20 protein-coding genes are annotated in these 22,670 nt (G+C 71.9%); 4 read left to right on the top strand and 16 right to left on the bottom strand.

The annotated features are described in order from the left end of the window. Window positions 1-5: 5 nt before the first annotated feature. The 14 genes from AC1DVZ_RS11030 to AC1DVZ_RS11095 form a co-directional block, all read right to left on the bottom strand. Window positions 6-725 carry an SseB family protein gene (locus AC1DVZ_RS11030; protein WP_477618236.1) on the bottom strand — a complete coding sequence of 240 codons (720 nt, stop codon included), beginning with the start codon at window positions 723-725 and terminating at the stop codon, window positions 6-8. After that, window positions 722-1,459: a bifunctional 1-(5-phosphoribosyl)-5-((5-phosphoribosylamino)methylideneamino)imidazole-4-carboxamide isomerase/phosphoribosylanthranilate isomerase PriA gene (priA, locus tag AC1DVZ_RS11035; RefSeq protein ID WP_477618237.1), complete on the bottom strand. Its 738-nt coding sequence runs from the start codon at window positions 1,457-1,459 to the stop codon at window positions 722-724. Before priA ends, AC1DVZ_RS11030 begins: the two co-directional genes overlap by 4 nt. After that, complete coding sequence (locus tag AC1DVZ_RS11040) at window positions 1,456-1,899, bottom strand: hypothetical protein (protein ID WP_477618238.1); 444 nt, start codon at window positions 1,897-1,899, stop codon at window positions 1,456-1,458. Before AC1DVZ_RS11040 ends, priA begins: the two co-directional genes overlap by 4 nt. Continuing rightward, the gene (gene hisH, locus AC1DVZ_RS11045; RefSeq protein WP_477618239.1) at window positions 1,896-2,534 is read right to left on the bottom strand and encodes an imidazole glycerol phosphate synthase subunit HisH; all 639 of its coding nucleotides are present in this window, start codon (window positions 2,532-2,534) and stop codon (window positions 1,896-1,898) included. Before hisH ends, AC1DVZ_RS11040 begins: the two co-directional genes overlap by 4 nt. Next, window positions 2,531-3,157, bottom strand: coding sequence for a hypothetical protein (locus tag AC1DVZ_RS11050; protein WP_477618240.1), 627 nt, complete (start codon window positions 3,155-3,157; stop codon window positions 2,531-2,533). Before AC1DVZ_RS11050 ends, hisH begins: the two co-directional genes overlap by 4 nt. Next, the gene (gene hisB, locus AC1DVZ_RS11055; RefSeq protein ID WP_477618241.1) at window positions 3,154-3,825 is read right to left on the bottom strand and encodes an imidazoleglycerol-phosphate dehydratase HisB; all 672 of its coding nucleotides are present in this window, start codon (window positions 3,823-3,825) and stop codon (window positions 3,154-3,156) included. Before hisB ends, AC1DVZ_RS11050 begins: the two co-directional genes overlap by 4 nt. Further along, window positions 3,822-4,955, bottom strand: coding sequence for a histidinol-phosphate transaminase (locus AC1DVZ_RS11060; protein ID WP_477618242.1), 1,134 nt, complete (start codon window positions 4,953-4,955; stop codon window positions 3,822-3,824). Before AC1DVZ_RS11060 ends, hisB begins: the two co-directional genes overlap by 4 nt. 7 nt (window positions 4,956-4,962) lie before the next feature. Next, on the bottom strand, window positions 4,963-6,309 hold the full coding sequence (gene hisD / locus AC1DVZ_RS11065; RefSeq protein ID WP_477618243.1) for a histidinol dehydrogenase: 1,347 nt from the start codon (window positions 6,307-6,309) through the stop codon (window positions 4,963-4,965). Window positions 6,310-6,352: 43 nt separating this feature from the next. Further along, a complete protein-coding gene (locus AC1DVZ_RS11070) occupies window positions 6,353-7,831 on the bottom strand; it encodes an MFS transporter (protein WP_477618244.1) in 1,479 nt (492 codons plus the stop codon). A 17-nt stretch (window positions 7,832-7,848) separates the two neighbouring features. Beyond that, a complete protein-coding gene (locus AC1DVZ_RS11075) occupies window positions 7,849-10,878 on the bottom strand; it encodes a bifunctional [glutamine synthetase] adenylyltransferase/[glutamine synthetase]-adenylyl-L-tyrosine phosphorylase (protein WP_477618245.1) in 3,030 nt (1,009 codons plus the stop codon). Between the two features lie 80 nt (window positions 10,879-10,958). After that, window positions 10,959-12,296, bottom strand: a complete 1,338-nt coding sequence (gene glnA, locus AC1DVZ_RS11080; protein WP_477618246.1) for a type I glutamate--ammonia ligase — start codon at window positions 12,294-12,296, stop codon at window positions 10,959-10,961. Window positions 12,297-12,411: 115 nt separating this feature from the next. After that, complete coding sequence (locus AC1DVZ_RS11085; protein ID WP_477618247.1) at window positions 12,412-13,962, bottom strand: phytoene desaturase family protein; 1,551 nt, start codon at window positions 13,960-13,962, stop codon at window positions 12,412-12,414. A gap of 21 nt (window positions 13,963-13,983) precedes the next feature. Next, a complete protein-coding gene (locus tag AC1DVZ_RS11090) occupies window positions 13,984-14,373 on the bottom strand; it encodes a hypothetical protein (protein ID WP_477618248.1) in 390 nt (129 codons plus the stop codon). A gap of 182 nt (window positions 14,374-14,555) precedes the next feature. Then, the gene (locus AC1DVZ_RS11095; RefSeq protein ID WP_477618250.1) at window positions 14,556-16,868 is read right to left on the bottom strand and encodes an immune inhibitor A domain-containing protein; all 2,313 of its coding nucleotides are present in this window, start codon (window positions 16,866-16,868) and stop codon (window positions 14,556-14,558) included. Between the two features lie 251 nt (window positions 16,869-17,119). On the opposite strand from AC1DVZ_RS11095, the gene panB reads away from it, so the two are divergent. Continuing rightward, window positions 17,120-17,998, top strand: coding sequence for a 3-methyl-2-oxobutanoate hydroxymethyltransferase (gene panB / locus AC1DVZ_RS11100; protein WP_477618251.1), 879 nt, complete (start codon window positions 17,120-17,122; stop codon window positions 17,996-17,998). A gap of 114 nt (window positions 17,999-18,112) precedes the next feature. Then, window positions 18,113-19,177, top strand: coding sequence for a M36 family metallopeptidase (locus AC1DVZ_RS11105; protein ID WP_477618252.1), 1,065 nt, complete (start codon window positions 18,113-18,115; stop codon window positions 19,175-19,177). Here AC1DVZ_RS11105 and AC1DVZ_RS11110 read toward each other — a convergent pair. Continuing rightward, window positions 19,174-20,526, bottom strand: a complete 1,353-nt coding sequence (locus tag AC1DVZ_RS11110) for an ArgE/DapE family deacylase (protein ID WP_477618253.1) — start codon at window positions 20,524-20,526, stop codon at window positions 19,174-19,176. The two genes, AC1DVZ_RS11105 and AC1DVZ_RS11110, sit on opposite strands and share 4 nt — an antisense overlap. 97 nt (window positions 20,527-20,623) lie before the next feature. Here AC1DVZ_RS11110 and fgd point away from each other — a divergent pair, with 97 nt between their 5' ends. Beyond that, entirely contained in the window at window positions 20,624-21,631 is a 1,008-nt protein-coding gene (gene fgd / locus AC1DVZ_RS11115; RefSeq protein ID WP_477618254.1) for a glucose-6-phosphate dehydrogenase (coenzyme-F420), read from the top strand. Window positions 21,632-21,795: 164 nt separating this feature from the next. Continuing rightward, complete coding sequence (locus AC1DVZ_RS11120; protein WP_477618255.1) at window positions 21,796-22,422, top strand: class I SAM-dependent DNA methyltransferase; 627 nt, start codon at window positions 21,796-21,798, stop codon at window positions 22,420-22,422. Window positions 22,423-22,443: 21 nt separating this feature from the next. Here the strand turns inward: AC1DVZ_RS11120 and AC1DVZ_RS11125 are convergent, their stop codons facing one another. Then, entirely contained in the window at window positions 22,444-22,632 is a 189-nt protein-coding gene (locus tag AC1DVZ_RS11125) for a methionine aminopeptidase (RefSeq protein WP_477618256.1), read from the bottom strand. Between the last annotated feature and the right edge of the window lie 38 nt (window positions 22,633-22,670).

The following is a 22,670-nucleotide window of genomic DNA, read 5'->3' on the forward strand; positions in this document are numbered from 1 at the left end:
GGACCTCAGGAGATCGAGAAGGCGAGCCCGTCGATCCGGGCACGGATCTCGCCGTCGGTGGCGAGCCGTTCGCCGACCGCGGTGGCGACCGCCTGCACGGTGGCCGCGTCCAGACCCGGCGCCAGCTGCAGGGTCACGCGGAGCACGCCTTCGCCCGGGGAGCCCGGGCCGATCTCGTGGGCGAGCACGGCCTCCTGCTCACGGACCGCATTGGCCACCGCTCGCCGGACCGTCCCGTCCTCGTGGGCCGGCAGCCAGGCGCGCTGCTGGGCCAGCGCCCAGACCATGCTGGGTCGCAGCGCCACCGTGAGCGGGCCCGCCAGGTCGACCACCATGACGTCGCAGCGCTCGCTGACCGCGGCCTGCGCGGCCCGCGCCGCAGTGACCGGAACCGGCCGGGCGGCGGCGTCCCAGGCCGCGATGGCTGCCATCGAGGAGAACACCGGCAGTGCCCGCGTGCCGTCGGGCGCCACGAGGGTCACCGCTGCCATGTCGGTCTGCTTCTCGACGGCGTGCTCGCCCCCCGTGTCGACGGAGACGGGTTCGGCGACGATGGGCACGAGCAGACGTGCGGCTGCGACAGCGGTCATCAGGGCCACCTCGTCGAGCGGGTCCGCCAGGGCTGTCACGAGAGCCGCATCGGCCTCGCCCGTGTCCCCGTCGAAACCGGTGCCGGTGAGCTCACGTCCGCCGAACGGGATCCCGGCGGAGTCGTGGGAGCTCACGGACGACCCGCCGCGTCCAGCGCGTCGGGCAGCGTGAACGCGCCGCGGTAGAGCGCCGACCCGACGATGGCGCCCTCGACACCGTCGGGCACCAGACCCCGGATCGCCTCGATGTCCTCCAGCGTCGACACGCCACCCGACGCCACCACGGGGCGGTCGGTGCGGGCGCAGACGTCGCGGAGCAGGTCGAGGTTCGGGCCCTTGAGCATGCCGTCCTTGTTGACGTCGGTCACGACGTAGCGGGCGCACCCCTCGGCGTCGAGCCGGGCCAGGGTCTCCCAGAGGTCGCCGCCGTCCTTCGTCCAGCCACGCGCAGCCAGGGTCGTGCCACGCACGTCGAGGCCGACGGCCACGCGGTCGCCGTGCTCCGCGATCGCGTGAGCGGTCCACTCAGGGTCCTCCAGCGCGGCCGTCCCGAGGTTGACCCGGCGACAGCCCGTGGCCAGTGCCGCCTCGAGCGACTGGGCGTCGCGGATCCCGCCGCTCATCTCGACCTTGAGGTCCAGCCGGCCGACGATGTCCGCCAGCAGCTCTCGGTTGGAACCTCGCCCGAAGGCGGCGTCGAGGTCGACGAGGTGCAGCCACTCGGCGCCCTGCTGCTGCCACGCGAGCGCGGCCTCCCACGGGTCACCGAACTCGCCCCCGCTGCCGGCCACCCCCTGGACGAGCTGGACGGCGCGGCCGCCCTGGACGTCGACGGCGGGCAGGAGCTCGAGTCGGGGAGCGTCGTTCATGCGGGATCCTCGGGTCGGGTTTCGGTCGGGAGTGCTGTGTCGGTCGGCGCTGCGGTGTCGGTCGGCAGCCCCGTGTCGGTCGGCGCTGCGGTGTCGGTGTGCGGCGTGGTGTCGTCCGCCTCCGCGACGTCGTGTCGCCGGCCCTGCACCAGTAGATACCCGCCGACCAGCACCAGCGCAGCCACCACCAGCGCGATCCGCACGGGCCAGGACGCCCCGGCGAAGGCCGCCACCGCCAGGGTCGCGAGGCCCGCGCCGATCGTCGTGGCGACCTTGGGCTGGGCCCGTCGTCGCGTGGTGGTACGCCGGGTCGTGCGGCGCCGCGTCGTGGTGCGACGAGAGGTGCCGGCGGTTGTCGTCCTCTTGCGAGTTGCTGCCTTGCGAGCCGGCGTGCCGCTCGCCGACCTGGCCGACTTCGCGGTCTTCCTCGTTGCGTTCACAGTGTCTTCACCCAGTTCTCGAGGAGGGACAGGCCTGCGTCACCGGACTTCTCCGGGTGGAACTGGGTCGCAGCCAGCGGACCGTTCTCCACGGCCGCGACGAACCGTCCACCGTGGTCGGCCCAGGTGACCTTGGGGGCGACGGCGGCGAAGGCGCCGGTGGGCTCCTCCAGCGTCCAGGACTGCACGGCATACGAGTGGACGAAGTAGAAGCGCTCGGACTCGACGCCGGAGAAGAGCCGGCTCCCGCTGGCGACCTGCACGTCGGACCAGCCCATGTGCGGCACCACCTCGGCCTGGAGGCGAGCCACCGTCCCCGGCCACTCCCCCAGGCCGTCCTGGGGGGCGCCGCTGGGTTCGTCGGAGCCGTCGAACAGCACCTGCATGCCCACGCAGACGCCGAGCACCGGCCGTCCCCCCGCCAGGCGCAGGTCGATGACGACCGGGCCGTCGGCGGCGCGCAGCCCCGCCATGCAGGCGTGGAAGTTGCCCACACCCGGCACGAACAGACCGTCCGCGGCGAGCGCTGCCGCCCGGTCACCGGTCAGCTCCACCTCGGCACCCACGTGCTCCAGGGCGCGCACCGCCGACCGGACGTTGCCACTGCCGTAGTCGAAGACGACCACCCGGCTCATGAGTTCTCCTCGAGTTCGGTGCGGTGCCGGGCCTGCTCGGCCATCCGCGCGTCGAAACGGGCCACCGCCTGTGCCGTGGGTGCCACCACCTGGCCGCGCAGGCCGACCCCCGGCCCGACCAGCTCCGAGCCAGGTAGGCCCAGGACGGACATCAGGTCGGTGATGAGGCGGTCGGCCGTGCCCTGGCGTTCCGTGACGACCCGCACCACCGCACGCTGGTCCCCCGTCCGACCTGCTGCGGCCAGAAGGTCCGCCGGCCGCGCCACCTCGAGGTGCGGTGCGCGCACCACGCCTGCACCGGGCTCCCACACCAGCCACCGGGCGACGTGGCGCCAGCCCGGCCCGTGGGCGGTCAGCACCGCCCGGCCGTCGACGGTGAAGAACCCGAGGGCGCCTCGCAGCCGCCGCGGCACGGGGCGCGCGGCGAGCAGGGCGAGGGCGTCGTCATAGGGCGGCTCCGCGCGCGACCGGCGCTCGGTGGGCAGCACCGCGGTCCAGTCCCCGAGTGGAACCACCTGGCAGGCCACCAGACCCCGGCGGAGCCAGGACGACACCGGCCCGGGCCCACCGCTCACCAGGAGCAGTCCGCGCGCCTCCTGCGCGGGCTGCCACGGCACGCTCACGTGGAGAGGCTGCCCTTCGCGCTGGGTATGCCGCTGACCCGGGCGTCGCGGGCGACCGCGGCGCGCAGGGCGCGGGCCACCGCCTTGAACTGGGCCTCGACGATGTGGTGCGGGTCGCGGCCTGACAGCACGCGCACGTGCAGGGCGATCCCGGCGCGTCCGGCGAAGGACTCCCAGACGTGGCGGGTCAGYGACCCGACGTAGGTGCCGCCGATGACGACGTAGGCCTGGCCCTCGGGCTCACCGGTGTGCACGACGTAGGGACGTCCCGCCACGTCCACGACCGCCTGGACGAGCGCCTCGTCGAGCGGAACCGTCGCGTCGCCGAAGCGGGAGATGCCGCTCTTGTCGCCGAGGGCCTCGCGCAGCGCGTCGCCGAGCACGATCGCGACGTCCTCGACGGTGTGGTGCGCGTCGACGTCGACGTCGCCCGTCGCCTTGACGCGCAGGTCGATGAGGGAGTGCTTGGCCAGGGACGCGAGCATGTGGTCGTAGAACCGCACGCCCGTGGAGATGTCGGACTGACCGGTGCCGTCGAGGTTGAGCTCGACCTCGACGCTGGACTCCGACGTCGAGCGGCGGAGCGAGGCCGTGCGGTCACCGGGCTGGGCACCCTGCGTCGCGACCTCCTGCGTTGCGGTCTCCTGCGTTGCGGTCTCCTGCGTCACAGCGCGCTCCTGTCCTGCTCAGGTCGGGCGATCTGCGCCATGGCGGCGAGGAACGCACCAGTCTCGTCCGGGGTCCCGGCCGTGACACGAAGATAGTGGGGTATGCCGACGTCGCGGACGAGTACTCCCCGGTCCAGCAGCGCGCGCCAGGTCTGGGCGGCGTCCGCGAGGCCGCCGAAGAGGACGAAGTTGGCGTCGCTGGGCACCGGCGCCAGGCCGAGCTCGGCCAGTCCGGTGACCATCCGGTCGCGCTGGTCCTTGATCGCCTCGACGGTGCCGAGCATCTCGGGAGCGTGCCGCAGAGCCGCCAGGGCGATCGCCTGGGTGGGCGCCGACAGGTGGTAGGGCAACCGCACCAGCCGCAGGGCGTCGACGAACGCCGGGTCGGCGGCAAGGTAGCCGAGCCGGCCACCCGCGAACGCGAACGCCTTGCTCATCGTGCGGGTGACGACGAGCCGCGGGCGTCCCTCCAGCAGCGTCAGGGCGCTGGGCGTGCCCGGGCGGGCGAACTCGGCGTAGGCCTCGTCCACGACGACCACGGCCCGCTCCGCCGCGGCATACACGGCCTCCACCACGTCGAGGCCCAGCGCCGTGCCGGTCGGGTTGTTGGGCGAGCAGAGGAAGACGACGTGCGGGTCGACCTCGCGCACCTGCCTGACCGCTGACTCCACGGTCAGGTCGAAGGGGGTGCCGCCCTGACCACGCAGGCCGTCCACCCAGGCGGTGCCGACCGAGGTGCTGATGATCGGGTGCATCGAGTAGGCCGGCGTGAAGCCGAGTGCCGTGCGCCCTGGGCCACCGAACGCCAGCACGACGTGCTGGAGCACCTCGTTGGAGCCGTTGCCTGCCCACACCTGGGCCGGGTCCACGGCAGTCCCCGACGACGACAGGTATGCCGCGAGGGCAGTCCGGAGGTCGGTGAACTCCCGGTCGGGGTACCGGTTCAGGCCGGCCGCGACGTCGGCCACCGCGGCCATGATCTCGGCCACGACCGATGGCGGGACGGGGTAGGAGCTCTCGTTGGTGTTGAGGCGCACGGGCACGTCGAGCTGGGGTGCGCCGTAGGGGGTGCCACCGCGCAGGTCCTCGCGCAGCAGGCCCTCGATGCGGGAGCCGCCGATCTCGGTCATCGGCCGGTCACGACCCGTCGAAGCGGACCTGGACCGCCTCGCCGTGGGCGGGCAGGTCCTCGGCCTGCGCGAGGGCGACGACGTGGTGGGCGACCTCCTGGAGGGCGGCCTCGGTGTAGCTGACCACGTGCACTCCGCGCAGGAACGACTGCACCGAGAGCCCGCTGCTGTGGCAGGCGCACCCACCGGTCGGCAGTACGTGGTTGGACCCGGCGACGTAGTCACCGAGGCTCACCGGCGAGTGTGGCCCGACGAAGATCGCGCCGGCGTTGCGCACGCGCTGGCTGACCCTGGCGGCGTCGGCGACCTGCAGCTCGAGGTGCTCCGCGGCGTAGGCGTTGACGACGGCCACGCCGGCGTCGAGGTCGTCCACGAGGACCACTCCGGACTGGGGGCCCGTGAGGGCCTCGCGGACGCGTTCGGAGTGCTTGGTGGTGGCGACGCGGTCCTCGAGGTCGGCTTGGACCGCCTCGGCCAGGGCGACCGAGGCGGTCACCAGGACGGAGGCAGCCTGCGGGTCGTGCTCGGCCTGTGAGATCAGGTCGGCGCTGACGTGGGCAGGCACCGCCGTGTCGTCGGCGAGGATCGCGATCTCGGTCGGGCCGGCCTCGGAGTCGATGCCGATGACGCCCTTGAGGTAGCGCTTGGCCGCCGCGACGTAGATGTTGCCCGGTCCGGTGACGAGGCTCACCGGCTCGCAGACGACCCTCGCCCCCTCGGCGCCGGAGGCGTCCTCGAAGCCGAAGGCGAACGCTGCCACGGCCTGGGCGCCGCCCACGGCATACACCTCGTCGACGCCGAGCAGCGCGCACGCGGCGAGCACCGTCGGGTGGGGGTAGCCGGTGAAGACACCGGAGTTGTCGCGCTGGGGTGGGCTGGCGACGGCCAGCGAGCCGACACCGGCGATCTGGGCCGGCACGACATTCATGACGACGCTGGAGGGGTAGACCGCGCGTCCACCGGGGACGTAGAGGCCGACCCGGTCGACCGGGATCCACCGCTCGCTGACCTCGCCTCCGGGGACGACGGTCGTGGTGGTGGTGGCGCGGCGCTGGTCCTCGTGGACGATCCGAACCCTGCGGATGGCCTCGTCGAGGGCGGCCCGCACCTGCGGGTCGAGGGACTCCAGGGCCGCCGCGAGCACGGCCACCGGGACGCGCAAGGTCGTCGGGCGCACGCCGTCGAACCGCTCCCCCAGCTCGTAGAGCGCGGCGGCACCACGGTGACGGACGTCCTCGCAGATCGGCCGCACCGTCTCGACCGCGGCGGCGACGTCGAACTCCGCCCTCGGCAGCAGGTGGCGCAGCTCGCGGATGCCGAGCGGCCGGCCGCGCAGGTCGATCGTGGAGAGCATGGGTCAAGTCTAGGTCGGGTGCTCTGGGCGACCCCGTGCGGTCTCAGCCCCCGGTCTGTGCGGAAGACCGCTCCACTTCGGAGACCTCCCCCGTCTCCCGCGCCTCGGCCTTTCCGGCGGCCTGACCCACAGCGGCCTGGCCCGCTGCAGCCTGGCCTGCTGCGGCCTGACCTGCTGCGGCCTGACCCACTGCGGCCTGGCCGACTCCCCCTTGGCGGGCCACGGCCAGGCGGGCCACGACCTGGGCCGCCCCGCCCTGCCGGACGGTGAAGGTGGCCTCGACGCTTCCGGCCAGCTCCTCCTTGGGCCACCGGGCCGCGAGCAGCACGAGCACCCCGAGGGTCACGACGGCACAGATGCCGACGGAGGCTGCGGGTGTCGTGCGCTCGGAGATCCAGCCGGCAGCAAGGAAGCAGGCACCCGTGATGCCGACGGACAGGGCCCCGGCGAGCCCGAACACCCGACCTCGCATCGCGGTCGGGACGAGCAGGGTGAAGGCTGCCTGCAGCGGCAGCATGTAGCACTGCAGGGCGCCGCAGAGGAACCACGCGGCCCCCACCACGAGCAACGGCGGCTCGAAGATCGTCACGAGCAGGGGCAGCGGGGTGAGCAGTGCCAGGCGCATGACGAGGGCGGACTGCCGCTCTGCGGGAAGTCGGCCGATGATCAGCAGCCCGACGACGGCACCGAGGATCGGCGCGGCCATCAGCAGGCCGCCCCAGGTCGGCGACGGGCTGTGCTGGGCGGCGTAGGGCAGAGCCACGGCCTCAGGCGCCGCGATGGCCAGTGCGCTCGCGAGCGACAGCATGAGCATGTAGGTCAGCACCCGGCTGGACCGGATCTGGCGCCAGGCCTTGCCGACGTCACCGACCAGGCCGGAGAGCGGTGCGTCGTCCACCTTCACGATCGACTTCGGCGGCTTGACCACCATCAGGATGACGGCGCCGACGAGGAACGTCGCCAGGTCGAGCAGCAACGTCTTCGTGTCCCCGACGAGGCCCACGACGGCACCGCCGATCGCCAGGCCGATCGCCTGGTTGACCTGGGCGGCGAGCGTGGTGAGCCCGAACGCCCGGGCATAGAGCCGGCGGTCCGGGAAGATGTCGGTCAGCAGCATCTGGCTGGCCGTCACTGCCGGGCCGCCGACGAACTCGAGGACGGCGACGAGCGTGAGCACGAGCCACAGGGACTCGGTGGCCGAGACCGCCACGATGAGCACGCCGACCAGAGCCGCTCGGATCAGATGCGTCCCGACGAGGCAGACCCGGGGCGGCATCCGGTCGCACAGCGGCGAGAGGAGTGCCCGCCCCAGGATGCTTGGCACCAGGGAGACCGCGAACGTCGCCGCTGTCGCCAACGCCGAACCCGTCCACGAGTAGACCACCGCCGCCACGGTGATGCGGGCGATGTAGTCGCCCCACGTCGAGAGCGTCGCGACCACGAAGACCGGCAGGAACACCGGGGCGCGGAGGACCTCGGAAAAGGAGGGGACTGTGACGGAGTCGTCCCTGCCCGTGGCCATGCGCCGACCGTACCTTCCTAGGTTGAACCGTAAAAGTTGAACTCCGTCACGGTACGCGCATGACGGGCAGTTCGGCGGTAGTCCTCCGCAAGATCTGCACCACTTCCGGGCTCGCCACCGAGAATTCTGCTGACGCCGTCGGCGACCCGCAGGTCGGACGGCACGCTGTCGACTGCCTTGCCTCGGTAGAGGACGGCAGCGTTGCGCAGCCGGGAGGCGAACGACCACGCGTCACGCAGGGCGGCAGCGTGGTCCGCAGTGATCAGCCCGGCGGTCTCGGCAGCCTCGAGGGCGGGCAGCGTGCTCGTCGTCCGCAAGGTCGGCACGGCGTGGGCGTGGCGCATCTGCAGCAGCTGCACGGTCCACTCCACGTCGGAGAGTCCGCCTCGGCCCAGCTTGAAGTGGCTCTTGGGGTCGGCACCGCGGGGCAGTCGTTCCGCCTCCATCCGCGCCTTGAGCGTCCGGATCTCCCGGACCTGCTGGTCGGTGAGGCCGTCCCGGGGCCACCGCAGCGGGTCGATGAGCTCGACGAAGCGCGCACCCAGCTCGAGGTCGCCCGCCAGGGGGGCGGCCCGCAGCAGGGCCTGGGACTCCCAGGTGAGCGACCACCGGCTGTAGTACGCGCGGTAGCTGGCGAGGCTGCGCACGAGCGGGCCGCTCTTGCCCTCGGGGCGCAGGTCGGCATCGAGTCCGAGCTGGGGGTCGGGACCTGCCGAGGCCAGCAGGCGACGCAGCTCCTGCACGGTCTCGAGGGCCTGCTCCTGGGCGGTTGCCTCATCCGCCCCGTCGAACGGCTCGTGCACGAACAGCACGTCGGCGTCGGAACCATAGGCGACCTCGCCACCCCCGAGCCTGCCCATCCCCACGGCCAGGAGCCGGGTCGACAGTGGTCCGTGCTTGTCCTCCACGACGCGTTGGGCCACCTGGAGCGCCGTCTCGACGAGCGCAGCGGTGAGGTCGGTGAGGGCCCTGCCCACCCCGGCGAGGTCGAGGGTTCCCGCGAGGTCCGCCACGGCGATCCGGAACAGCTCCTGCCGTCTGATGCTGCGGGCCGCCCGCACGGCCTTGTCGGCATCGCCCTGCCGTCCCGCCGCCGCTGCCATCCTGCGGACCAGGTCGTCGCGGGACGACGGAGTGAGCCCTCCCGAGTCGCCGAGCATCGCGACCGAGTCGGGCGCGCCGACGAGCAGGTCGGCGGCGTAGCGGCTGCGGGCGAGGGTGTGCGCGAGGCGTTCGGCGGCCGAGCCCTCGTCGCGCAGCAGCCGCAGGTACCAGTGGGTCGAGCCCAGCTCCTCGCTCACCTTGCGGAAGGCGAGCAGACCTCCGTCAGGGTCCGCCTCATCGGCGAACCAGCCCAGCATGACGGGCAGCAGGGTGCGCTGGATGGCGGCCCGACGGCTCACCCCGGCGGTCAGTGCCTCGAGGTGGCGCATCGCCCCGCCGGGGTCGCGGAAGCCGAGCGCGGCCAGTCGCTCCTTGGCGGCCTCGGGTGCGAGTCGGGCGTCGGTCGAGCTGAGCCGTGCCACGGCAGCCAGCAGGGGTCGGTAGAACAGGCGCTCGTGGATGCGGCGGACCTCGCGGGCCTGCTGCTGCCACTGGGCGACCACGGCCTTGGCGGCGTCGGAGCGGTGGCCCAGGGCGCGGCCGAGCCGGCGCAGGTCGGTGTCAGCCGTCGGCATGAGGTGGGTGCGACGCAGCCGGAACAGCTGGATGCGGTGCTCGAGCGTGCGCAGGAGGCGGTACGACGCGTCGAGGGTCGCAGCGTCCTCGCGGCCGACGTAGCCACCGCGCGCCAGCGCATCGAGGGCCTCGAGCGTCGTCCCCGAGCGCAGCGCGTCGTCGGAGCGGCCGTGGACGAGCTGGAGCAGCTGGACGCTGAACTCCACGTCGCGCAGCCCACCCGGGCCGAGCTTGAGCTGGCGCTCGGCCTCCCCGGCAGGCACGTGCTGCTCGACCCGCCGGCGCATCGCCTGCACGTCCTCGACGAAGTTGTCCCGCGAGGCCGCGCCCCAGACCAGCGGGTTGACGGCGGCGATGTAGGCGTCACCGAGAGCCCGGTCGCCGGCCACCGGGCGCGCCTTGAGGAGGGCCTGGAACTCCCACGTCTTGGCCCACCGCTCGTAGTAGGCACGGTGGCTGTCGATCGTGCGCACCAGGGGGCCGTTCTTGCCCTCTGGACGCAGGGCGGCGTCGACCGGCCACAGGGTCCCCTCGCCCGTCGAGGTCGAGCAGGCCCGCATCAGGTGGGTGGCCAGACCCGTGGCCGCCGCGATGGCGCTGGCCTCCTCGACACCGTCGCGCGGCTCGGCGACGAAGATGACGTCGACGTCGCTGACGTAGTTGAGCTCACGTCCGCCCGTCTTGCCCATGCCGATGACCGCGAAGTCGCACAGCTCGGCCTGCTCCCCCATCTCCACCCGGGCGATGACGAGCGCCGCCTCGAGGGCCGCTTCGGCCAGGTCGGCGAGCGCCGCGGCGGCCTCGGGCAGGGCCAGCTCGGGGTCACCGGAGGTGAGGTCGAGAGCCGCGATACCCAGCAGCTGGCGTCGATAACCGATCCGCAGTGCGTCGTATGCCGTGTGCTCGCCAGGTGCGCGCACGGCCTCGACGAGCTCGTGGATGCGTTCGTCTGGCGTGCGTGGGCGGGCGTCCGCGACGCTGCGCCAGTGCTCGGGGTGGGCCACGAGGTGGTCGCCCAGGGCGGTGGAGGCACCGAGGACGGCCAGCAGCCTGTCGCGCGCGGGACCGCGGTGGCGCAGGGCCGCCACGAGGCCCGACACCTGCGCCCCGGACCCGGACTCGACGTCGCGGCGCCGCGGCGCAGAGGCACGCAGCGACTCCATGAGCCGGACGAGGCTGAGCAGGGCGAGGTCGGGGTCGGCGACGGCACCGAGGGCATCGGGCAGACCGTCGCTGAACAGGTCGTCGAGGGGGTCGATGAGCCCGGCGAGCGCCGGGTCGGCGAGCAGGTGCTCCGCGCGAGGTGGATCGGCGAACCCGAGTCGGGCGAGGGTGGCCGTCTGGGAGACAACGCGGCCGGAGGTCACCGCGACAGACTACCCACTGGTAGGTGACACACGCCTGCCCCGGTCAGCGGGCGGCATACCGGAGCAGGCGGACGGGTCGGTCACAGACCGGGCAGGTAGCGCTCGAGCTCGAACCGGGTGATCTCGCCGCGGTAGTCGTCCCACTCGGCGCGCTTGTTGCGCAGGAAGAAGTCGAAGACGTGCTCGCCCAGCGTGTCGGCGACGAGCTCGCTCTTCTCCATCACGCGGATCGCCTCGTAGAGCGAGGTGGGCAGCGGCTCGATCCCCATCGCCTGGCGCTCGGCGGAGGTGAGGCCCCACACGTCGTCCTCGGTCTCGGCGGGGAGCTCGTAGTCCTCCTCGATGCCCTTCAGTCCCGCAGACAGCATCAGCGCGAAGGCGAGGTAGGGGTTGCAGGCGGCGTCGAGGGTACGCACCTCGACGCGGCTGCTCTGGCCCTTGGTGGGCTTGTACATCGGCACGCGGACCATCGCGGACCGGTTGTTGTGGCCCCAGGTCAGGTGGGCCGGGGCCTCGCCGCCGCCCCAGAGCCGCTTGTAGGAGTTCACCCACTGGTTGGTGACCGCGGTGATCTCGGCGCCGTGACGCAGCAGCCCCGCGATGAACTGCCGCCCGACCTTGCTCAGCTGGTAGGGCGCGCCCGCCTCGTAGAAGGCGTTGCTGTCACCGTCGAACAGCGACATGTGGGTGTGCATGCCGGACCCCGGGTGCTCGGAGAAGGGCTTGGGCATGAAGGAGGCGAAGATGCCCTGCTCGAGCGCGACCTCCTTGATGACGGTGCGGAAGGTCATGATGTTGTCGGCGGTGGACAGCGCGTCGGCGTAGCGCAGGTCGATCTCGTTCTGGCCCGGCCCACCCTCGTGGTGGCTGAACTCGACCGAGATCCCCATCGACTCGAGCATGGTGATCGCGGCCCGCCGGAAGTCGTGGCCGGTGCCGTGCGGGACGTGGTCGAAGTACCCGGCCTGGTCGATGGGCTCGGGGTTCTCGCCCGGCTTGAACCCGGCCTTGAGCAGGTAGAACTCGATCTCGGGGTGGGTGTAGAAGGTGAAGCCGAGGTCGGCCGCCCGGGCGAGGGCGCGCTGCAGGACGTGTCGCGGGTCGGCGTGGCTCGGCGAGCCGTCGGGCAGCGTGATGTCGCAGAACATCCGCGCCGTGCCGGGGTTGTCACCGCGCCACGGCAGCACCTGGAAGGTCGCGGGGTCAGGCTTGGCGAGCATGTCGGCCTCGTAGACCCGCGCGAAGCCCTCGATGGCCGAGCCGTCGAAACCGATGCCCTCGGCGAACGCCCCCTCCAGCTCGGCTGGTGCGACGGCCACGGACTTGAGGGTCCCGAGCACATCGGTGAACCACAGCCGCACGAAGCGGATGTCGCGTTCCTCGATGGTGCGGAGGACGAACTCCTGCTGACGATCCATGTGACGAATCCTGCCCTAGTTGTGTTTCCCCAGCGTTACGTCGCGAACCCGCGAGTCGCTGTGTCTTCGCAGGGGGTCGGGTGCGCGTGCGGGGCGCAGCGCCTCTCGCGGCAGCTCAGCCCTTGAGCACCGACATGGCCGCGTTGTGACCCGGTATGCCGCTCACTCCCCCACCACGTCGGGCGCCGGCTCCCGCGATGCGCACCTTCTCGTGCGGTGTCTCGACGCCCCACGTGCCGACCTCGTCCTCCCGCTCGGCCCACGGCCACTGGAGCGAGCGGTGGAAGATGTTGCCGCCAGGCAGGCCGAGGTCCGCCTCGAGCTCGACCGGGGTCCGCGCCTCGATGCAGAACGCTCCGTCGGGGTCGCGCAGCAGGACGTCCTGGATCGGCTCGGCCAGCACCGAGTTCAGCGACTCCAGGGTCCGGGCGAGGGCGAGGTCCTTGACCAGGTCGTGTTCGGTGGTCGTCCCCCGGAACAGGCGGGCCGGCAGGTGCAGCCCGAACAGGGTGAGGGTCTGCGCGTCGCCGGCGGCGAGCTCGGGTCCGAGAATCGAACGGTCCGACAGGCTGTGGCAGTAGATCTCGCACGGCGGCACCTGCGGCACCCGGCCGGCGGCAGCGGCGGCATACGCCTCCTGCAGCTGGGCGTAGCCCTCGTTGACGTGGAACGTGCCCGCGAACGCGGCAGTCGGGTCGACGTCCCGGTCGCGCAGCCGCGGCAGGCGCGACAGGAGCATGTTGACCTTGAGCTGGGCGCCCTCGGGCGCCTCCTCGGTCGGGACGGTGTCGGCGCCCGCCGCGCGGAGCAGCGTGTTGAGGACGGCGGGCGCGCAGGCCGCATGGATCGTCGAGCCCCGCGCCTCGCCACCGTCCCAGCTGACCACACCGTCGGGGTCGACCGCGAGCGCCCTTGTCCCCGTGCGGATCTCGGCTCCCGCCTTGACTGCGGCGCGAGCGAGTCCGTCCGTCACGGCACCCATGCCACCGACGGGCACGTCCCAGTCGCCCGTCCCTCCCCCGATGAGGTGGTAGAGGAAGCAGACGTTCTGCCGCAGGTCGGCCGAGCCCATGTCCGCGAAGGTGCCGATGAGGGCGTCGGTCGCCACGATGCCCCGCACCGTGTCGTCGCCGAACTCGGCCTCGAGCACCTCACCCAGCGGGCGTCGGACCAGGGCTTCCCAGAGCGCGTCGTCCCCGACGAGGGCGGCCACCTCTGCCTCGGTGCGCAGGGGTTCGAGCACGGTCGGGAAGACCTGCTGGGCGAGATGGTGCACCCGCCCGTAGAAGTCCTGCCACGCGGCATACTCCGCTGCTCCTCCGGTGAGGGCCGCGAAGCCGGCCGCCGTCGAGGCGGCGTCACCATGGTCGACCAGCAGCCCGCGCTCCGGGCGGTCAGGGACGGGCGTGAAGGAGGAGTAGCGCCGCCGGATCAGCTGGACGTCGAGGTCGAGGTCGCTGATCACCTCGCGCGGCATCAGCGACACGAGGTAGGAGTAGCGCGACAGGCGCGCGTCGACGCCGGCGAACGCCTGGGCCGACACGGCCGCCCCACCGACGTGGTTGCCGGCCTCGAGCACCAGCACACGGCGCCCTGCCCGGGCGAGGTATGCCGCGGCGGTCAGCCCGTTGTGACCGGCACCGATGACGACGTCGTCGTAGTCCACCCGGGAAGCCTACGGGCCGGGCTACCTCGTGGTCTGGTCGGCCTCGGGGTCGTCGACCGGTGCGTGGGCACGGGAGGCGTCGACGCCTGCCGCCACGGGACCGTCCGCCCCGGGGGTGTCGGCAGAGGCGGCCGCACCGGTCCCCTGGTCAGCCGGTGGCACGTCGTCGCCGGCGTCGGTGAGCTCCGGGATGTCGGGGTCGATCTCCTCGTACCGCCGGTGCAGCTCGGCAGGGTTCGGTTCCAGGCCGAGCGACTCCAGCTCAGCGCTGACCGCTGCCACGACCGCCTCGGGGCCCTGCCCCGCCGCCTTGGCCTCGCCGCGCAGCTGGGCCGCCACGACCTCGTGCCGCTTCTCCTCGGGCAGCTCGCCCCCGGAGCTGCTCTGGGCGACCTCGAAGTTGTCTGACATCAGTCCTCCATCACCGTTGTCGCCGCTGGTCGGCGACCTCTCCCGAGTCTGTCCCGGGGACAGTGGACGCACCACTCGAGCCGGGATCAGCATGCGAGGGGCACGCGAAACGGGGCCCCGGGATCGCTCCCGGGGCCCCGCCCCGTCTTACGCCCGGCGGACCCCTGCCAGCCGGGCGCAGGTCACTTGAAGCTGACCTGGACCTGCAGCAGGTTGCCGCCGTCCTCCGACTTGTTGACCTTCATGACCGTGCCGGATCCGGCAACCTGGACCGAGGACCAGGGGTTCTTCGCGCTCCAGTACCGCATCGGGTCGCTGTCGTCGAAGACCGGCATGGCCGGCTGGGAGGCGACGTCGAGCGCGGTGCCGTTGCGGTGGAAGGTCACCGCGTCGGTCCGCTCGAGCCCGAAGGTGGCGTCCCACGGCTGCCGACGGTTGCCCAGGCGGGCGCCGTCGGCGAAGGTCACCGGTGCCGGACGGGCGTCGACCGGCAGCGACTGGCCGCCACCCGCGTGGCCCGAGGTGTTGTTGTCGGTGAACTCACCGTCGACGTACCAGACCAGCATGCCGTTCTGGTAGGGGAACCGCTCCACCCAGTCAGGCCTGGAGTTCGCCCAGCCGAAGTTGTACGGACCCGTCTTGAGGGTCGCGTCGTATCCGGTGTAGGTGCGGTTCTCGGCCAGGTAGTAGTGGCTGACGACCTCGGAGGTCGAGCCCGTCATGCGGCTGAACCCCTTGGCGGTCCAGCCGTTGGTAGCGCCCTCGACGTCGTCGGACACGGTGGTGCCGCCGACGGTGACGGCCAGGTCGTCGAGGAACGGACCCTCGAAGTGCAGACCGCCGTCGGTGGCATAGCGGAAGCGGAACTGGACGCTCTGGCCGGCATACGGCGTGAGGTCCCAGGACTTCTGGGCCCACGGGGTCAGACCGGCGTTGTCGGAGGGACCGGAGATCGGCGCCGCCGCGTCCTTCCAGGTCGCGCCACCGTCGGTGCTCACCTCGGCGTAGAGGTAGTCGTAGTCCTGCTCGATGTTGTACTGCAGCCAGGCCGAGACCGAACCGCTGGTCGCGCCGGTGAGGTCCACCGTGCGGGTCAGGGTGTTGTTGAGGCTGTCATTGGCCCCGCCCCACCACTCGTACGAGCCCGAGTGCGGGGTGTTGTAGTCGGCCTTGATCGTCTTGTCCGGCAGCGTGACCGCGAGGGCCTGGTAGGACGACGTGGTCTTCGGCTGGTCGGCCGGGTTGAGCTTGACCGTCATGTCCTGGCCGTAGGGCACGGTCTTGTAGTCGAGCCAGCCGAGCTGGAGCTTCTCGAGCGGACCCATGTAGCCCGGCGTGGTGCCGATCGAGTCGGTGCCGTGGTTCAGCCACGAACCACCGGACATCAGCGTCCAGAAGCCGGTGCCGTTGTCGCCGCCTGCGGTGTCGTAGTAGTCCGGCAGGCCGAGGTCGTGGCCGAACTCGTGGGTGAAGACGCCGAGGCCACCGTTCTCGGGCTCGGTGGTGTAGTCACCGATCCAGATGCCGGAGTTGCCCAGCGGCACGCCTCCGAGCTTCGCGCCCTCCGGGCCGGTCTTGCCGGCGTCGGTGGAGTAGGCGTACCAGCGGTGCGACCAGATGGCGTTGGTGCCCTGGGCGCCACCGCCTGCCTCTTCGCCCTCGCCGGCGTGGATGGCCTGGAAGTGGTCGATGTAGCCGTCCGGCTCGTTGAAGTTGCCGTCCTGGTCGGCGTCGTAGCGGTCGACCTTGTCGAACTGCTTGAGGTAGGTCGTGATCTCGGCGTCGCTCTTCCCGGCCGCCTTCTGGGCGTCGTACCAGGAGGTGGCGGTGTCCTTGACGTAGTTCCAGTAGCCGTCGGCGTTGTTGCTCCGGCCGTAGCGGGCCTCGTTGTAGGGGACGGTCACCCAGTCGGAGACGTCACCCTTGGCCACGAAACGACCATTCGACTGCTTGAGGTAGAAGTCCTTGAACGACTCGCCCTCGCCGAACATCATCTCCTCGTAGTGGGCGCGGCTGAAGTCCGCGGTCCAGGCGGTGGAGTTGTCGTCGGTCCTGTCCCCGTCCCAGACGCGGTCCGGTGCCGGGATCTGGTTGTGCACCGGACCCGGGGTGGCGTCGAAGCCGGTCTTGGTCTGCGTCCCGAAGTCGGTGAGGACGGTGAAGATGTCCTCCTCGCGCTCGACCGGGTAGGACACGAAGCGGTCCTGGGCAGCCTTGCTCCCCTTGGGCGCCTGGGCGTTGCCCGCGAGCTTGATGACGCGCTGGCCACCCCGCATCTCGGTGGTCGCCTCGCCCTTGACGAGCTTGTCGACGGCCTCCTTGCGCAGGGCGCGGGCGGCGTCGCCGAGCGGGTTCGGCAGGTCGTGCTCACGGTTGTTGGCCGTGGGCTCCTTGTCGCCCTGCACAGGGGTTGCCTGTGCAGGTGCGGAAGCCAGGCTCAGGGCGACGGCGGTAACCGCAACTCCCGAGACCAGGCTCAGATGACGTCTGTTCACGAATCCTCCAGTGTCTGTGCGCGACCCCTCTCGGCACACGCAAGGGCGAGCCAAACACGCGGCGGGCGGCATACCAAGGCCTCGTCGGTTATGGACTTCGTAAATTTCTGACCGATCGGTCGCTATCCCATTCGCCCGATTTGCGATTTCAGCCCGCTCGGCTCGACCGAGCCCCCCTGGCTCCAGTGGGCACCTCATGGGCGCCGGGAGGTCGCCCGGACCGTGCCTCGACCCCCTCCTAGGATGGCGGGATGAGCGATCAGCCAACGACGCCTCCCCCCACCGGCGAGGTCACGGCCCCTTACGGCACGGGCGCCCAGGCCGCGCCCCAGCGCCGCGTGCGCATCCCGCACCTTCAGGCGATGAAGGAGAAGGGCGAGAAGTGGGCCATGCTCACCGCCTACGACATGTACTCCGCCGAGATCTTCGACGAGGCGGGCATCCCCGTACTGCTCGTCGGTGACTCCGCCGGCAACAACGTCTACGGCTTCGAGACGACCGTGCCGGTGACGGTGGACCACCTCGTCCCGCTGGTACGGGCGGTCACCTCGGCCGCCAAGCACGCCATGGTCGTCGCCGACCTGCCGTTCGGGTCCTACCAGGCCAGCCCGCAGCAGGCCCTGGCCACGGCCACCCGGATGATGAAGGAGGGCCTCGCCCACGCGGTGAAGCTCGAGGGCGGCAAGCCGATGGTCCCGGAGGTCGAGCTGCTGGTCCGCGCCGGCATCCCGGTCATGGGTCACATCGGCTTCACGCCCCAGAGCGAGCACGTCCTCGGCGGCTACCGCGTCCAGGGCCGAGGCGACTCCGGCGACCGGCTCGTCGAGGACGCGGTCGCGCTGGAGAAGGCCGGCTGCTTCGCCGTCGTCATGGAGATGGTCCCCGCGCCGCTGGCCGCCAGGGTCACCGAGGTGCTCACGATCCCGACGATCGGCATCGGTGCCGGACCGGACTGCGACGCCCAGGTGCTCGTCTGGCAGGACATGGCCGGCCTGCGGGGTGGCAAGGCTCCCCGCTTCGTCAGGAAGTACGCCGACCTTCGCACCGAGCTGGGTCAGGCGGCTGCCGCGTATGCCGCCGACGTCGCCTCCGGCTCGTTCCCCGCGCCGGAGAACTCCTTCCTCGAGTAGACCCGCACAGCCCGGCGCGCGGGGGTTCCGGCTGACGACGTGAAGGTCTAGATTCCCTGAGGTCCGGGCCGGGTCGGCACATGACCCGGTCGGCATTGACGAAGGGGAACCCCAATGGTCCAACTGCGCAAGCACGCCGCAATCGCCGCGACGACAGCCCTCGGCCTCGTCGGGCTGGCCCTGGCCACGCCGGCGCAGGCCGCAAAACCAGGCAACGGCCAGTCCACCGGCACGGGCGCGGTGTTCATGGTCAACCCCGTCCAGTCGAGTGGCGACCAGTCGCTGACCGACCAGAAGGACTCGGCCACCGCGGTGCCCGCAGCCCAGTACCGCAACGTCGCGCTGCGCAACCTCGACGGCTCCGGCCGTCTCGTCGGTTCCTGGGTCAACGTCCGCTCCAGCACCGGCGACGAGGCCTACAGCCCGACCAACACCTTCGTCTACGACCGCCGGGACGACCGCTTCGAGCAGGTCATGACGTACTTCTGGATGAACCAGGCCCAGGAGTACCTCCAGTCGTTGGGCTTCGGCTCCACCCTGCGTCCGGTCAACAAGGAGAGCCAGGACGCCCGCATCGACCAGTTCGGCGCCGACAACTCCTACAGCTGGGACAAGCACGACTACATCCGGCTCGGCAAGGGAGGGGTCGACGACGCCGAGGACGCCGAGGTTATCGTCCACGAGTACGGCCACGCCGTGCACGACTCGCAGGTCACCGGCTTCGGCGTGGGCGTCGACGCGGGAGCGATCGGCGAGTCCTTCGGTGACTACCTCGCGGTGACCGTCGGGCTCGATGCCGCCAAGGACTACGGCTGGCCGGTCGCGGCCAACCCGGCCTGCGTCATGGACTGGGACGCCACCTCCTACGATCCCACCACTCCGCACTGCCTTCGCCAGATCGACCTCGACCTCAAGGTCGCCGACCGCGTGCAGCGCGTGCACTTCGACGGCCAGATCTGGAGCCGCGCGCTCTGGGACATCCGCCAGGGCTACGTCGCGCTGGGCCTCACGACCGAGGACTGGGACCGCACCCTCGTCGACAGCCAGTTCGACTACGCGGCCGACACGACGTGGGCTGCCGCGGCCAAGGCGACGTACACCAAGGCGCTGGCCAGCGACGGCGCCGCCGCAGCAGCGGTGGTCAAGGCCGGCTTCGCCGCGCGCGGAATCACCTTCTAGTCCACCGGTGCGGCGGTGCGGTGCGGTGGACCGCACCGCCGCAGCGCGAGCACGGCATACGCCCGCGCACAGGCCACGACCTCGGACAGCCGCACCGACTCGTCCACGGCGTGTGCGGCCCGCAGCTCGCCCGGACCGAACTGCACGGTGGGTATGCCTTGCGCCGCGTAGTGCCGCAGGTCGGAGCCATAGGGCGCACCCTCCACCCTCGGGGCCTCCGACCCCACCGCGGCGGCTGCCGCAACCGTCTCGGTCAGGAGCGGGTGCCCGTCCGGGAGGGAGCCGAACGCGAAGACCCCACCGGGCCAGGTGACCCGGACGGGGTGCTCGCGCAGCCACGGGTCCTGGTCACCAAGGCGGGCGACCGCCTCCTCGAAGACGTCCCGGGCGCCGGGCAACGGCTCGCCCGGCAGCACGCCGTACCGGCCCTCCGCCACGAGCAGGTCCGGGACGGTGCTCGCCCAGGTGCCGGAGCGGACGATGCCGATGGAGATCGGCGCCGTCAGGTCGAGGTGGGCGAACAACTCCGGGGGCTCCGCGTTGCGCTGGGCCTCGAGCGCGCGCAGGGTCGACTGCACCACGGCGAGGTGGTCGACGGCGCTCTCGCCCTCGGTGCGCGTCGAGCCGTGGGCCGCCCGCCCGTCGATCTCCAGCCGGAAGGTGAGCGACCCGGCGTTGGCAGGGATGACCGCGCCACCGGTGGGCTCGGCGATGACACAGGCCGCACCGAGGTGTCCGGCACGGAGCGTCGCGAACGCGCCGGCCCCGCCGTCCTCCTCGCCGCTGACGACGTGCACCGCCAGCGGTCGGGCCAGCTGTGCTCCCGACGACCTCAGGGCGCGGACCGCGGCGAGCACCGCGGCGACGCCGCCGAGCATGTCGCAGGTGCCGCGTCCGCTGAGGATCCCGTCGTGGAGGGAAAGCCGGAACGGGTCGGTCCGCCACCGCGTGGGGTCCTCGACGGGCACCACGTCCGTGTGGCCGCAAAGGACGAGCGCCGGTGTCTCGCCCGCGGACTCGCTGCCATCGGGTCCCCACACCCCGACCACCGCCACCAGGGTGTCTCGCTCGACCTCCATGCCGGGGAAGTCCGGGTGCGCCACCTGGGCCGGCAGGTCGACGTCCCACTCCGTGACCGTCAGCCCGAGGTCGCGCAGCCGGTCGGCGCACCAGCGCTGCACGGCCGGCTCTCCCTCGCTGCCACCCACCGGTGCGAACGAGACGAGCTCGGCGAGGTCGGCCAGGAGGGCGTCAACATCCACCGCGGCCGCGGCCCGGCGCTCGTCGTCGGTCAGTGCGGATCCGAGGGGCCGGTCGTCGTCGGTGAGCGCTCCGGGCGGTGTGGCCATGGCCCGAGCCTGTCACGCGTCCCGCGAACCCAGTGGAGGACCCTCTTTGCGTGGAACCCTCGGAGCAGGACCCGGCCACGCGGCATACGGTGGGCGCATGACGCTGCGCATCGGGTACAAGGCCTCCGCCGAGCAGTTCGCCCCCCGGGAGCTGTTGGACTTCGGGGTGCTGGCCGAGCAGGTCGGGCTGGACAGCGTCCTGATCTCCGACCACTTCCAGCCGTGGCGTCACCACGGTGGCCACGCGCCGTTCTCCCTCGCCTGGCTGGCGGCGTTGGGCGAGCGCACCGAGCGGGTGCAGATCGGCACGTCGGTCATGACGCCGACGTTCCGCTACAACCCCGCCGTGGTGGCGCAGGCGTTCGGCACACTCGGGTCGCTGTACCCGGGGCGGGTCGTGCTCGGCATCGGGACCGGCGAGGCCCTCAACGAGGTCGTGGTCGGGTCCGTGCAGGAGTGGCCGGAGTTCAAGGAGCGGTTCGCCCGGCTGCGTGAGGCCGTCGCGCTCATGCGGCGGCTGTGGAGCGAGGAGCGCGTCAGTTTCGAGGGCGACTACTACCGGGCCGTGGACGCGACCGTCTACGACCGGCCGGAGCAGCCGGTCCCCGTCTACATCGCCGCCGGCGGCCCCCTCGTCGCGCGGTATGCCGGCCGGTCCGGTGACGGGTTCATCTGCACCTCCGGCAAGGGTGAGGAGCTCTACCGCGACAAGCTCCTCCCGGCCGTCGACGAGGGCCTCGGCAAGGCCGGCCGCACCCGGGAGGACCTCGACCGGATGATCGAGATCAAGCTGTCGTGGGACCCCGACCGAGGGCAGGCCGTGGCCAACTGCCGGTTCTGGGCGCCGCTGTCCCTGACCGCTGATCAGAAGCACGGCACGAGCGACCCCCTTGAGCTCGAGAGGCTCGGCGACGAGCTCCCCGACGAGCAGGTCGCCTCGCGCTGGATCGTCTCGGACGACCCGGAGGAGGTCGTGGCTGCGGTGAAGCCCTACGTCGACTGGGGTTTCAACCACCTCGTCTTCCACGGTCCCGGTCACGACCAGGCGCGGTTCCTGCGCACCTTCGCCGACCGCGTCCTGCCCGGGCTCCGCGACCTGGGCTGACCGACTCTGGGCGGCCCCGTCCGGCTCCGACCGGCTCCGACCGGCTCCGTCCGGCTCCGACCGGCCGACCGGCTCGGCGTCACCTGCCCGGCCCTTTCCCCTGCGGCACGCCGAACCTACGCTGGAGGGCATCACCGCACGACCATGGACGAGGGTGAGTGAGCATGACCGAGATGGAGCCCCGCACACGGTGGTCCGAGGTCTCGGGCGGGCCCGGCGCGGCGACCGCGTACCAGCAGCGGTTCGACGACCTCGCCGCCCAGGGGATGGACATCCACGGGGAGGCCGCCCTGGTCGCGTCGCTGCTCGCTGCGCCGGCGCGCGTCCTGGACGCGGGCTGCGGCACTGGCCGGGTCGCGACCCAGCTCACTGCCCTGGGCTACCACTGCGTGGGCGTCGACGCAGACGCCGCCATGATCGAGGTGGCCGAGCAGCGCGACCCCTCCACGACCTGGGTGCGCCAGGACCTGAGCCGACTGCAGCTGCGGTCCCAGGCCTTCGAGCTCGCCGTGCTGGCCGGCAACGTGATCCCGCTCCTTGCCCCGGGCACCCTGCTCCTCGCCCTGCAACGGATGGCCGCGCACCTGCAACCCGGCGGACTGCTCGTCGCCGGCTTCGGCCTGGACTCGTCGCACCTCCCGCAGGGGTGCCCGGTGACTCCACTGGAGGACTACGACCGGGCGTGCGAGGTCGCCGGCCTGACGCTGACGCGGCGTTTCAGCACCTGGGGCCGTGAGACCTGGGGGCCGGAGTCGGGATACGCCGTCTCCGTCCACCGCTCCGGCGGCTGAGCGCTGCGGGCAACGGCTGGCTCAGTCCTCGGAGCGACCCTCTTCCCACGCCCTGTCCTCGGCTTCCCACTGCTCCGTGCGCTCACGGGCGGTCTGGAGCGCATTCGCAGCCTCCGCCTCGGAGCCGTACGGGCCCATGAGGTCCTCGCCCTGGCTCTTGTTGTCGTCGCTCTCGACCTGACCGCTGCTCACGTTGTACCAGTAGGCCATGGGGTGCCCTCCAACTCGACGGATCTGCATACGTCCCT

The sequence above is a fragment of the Pedococcus sp. P2_E5 genome, assembly GCF_056403895.1.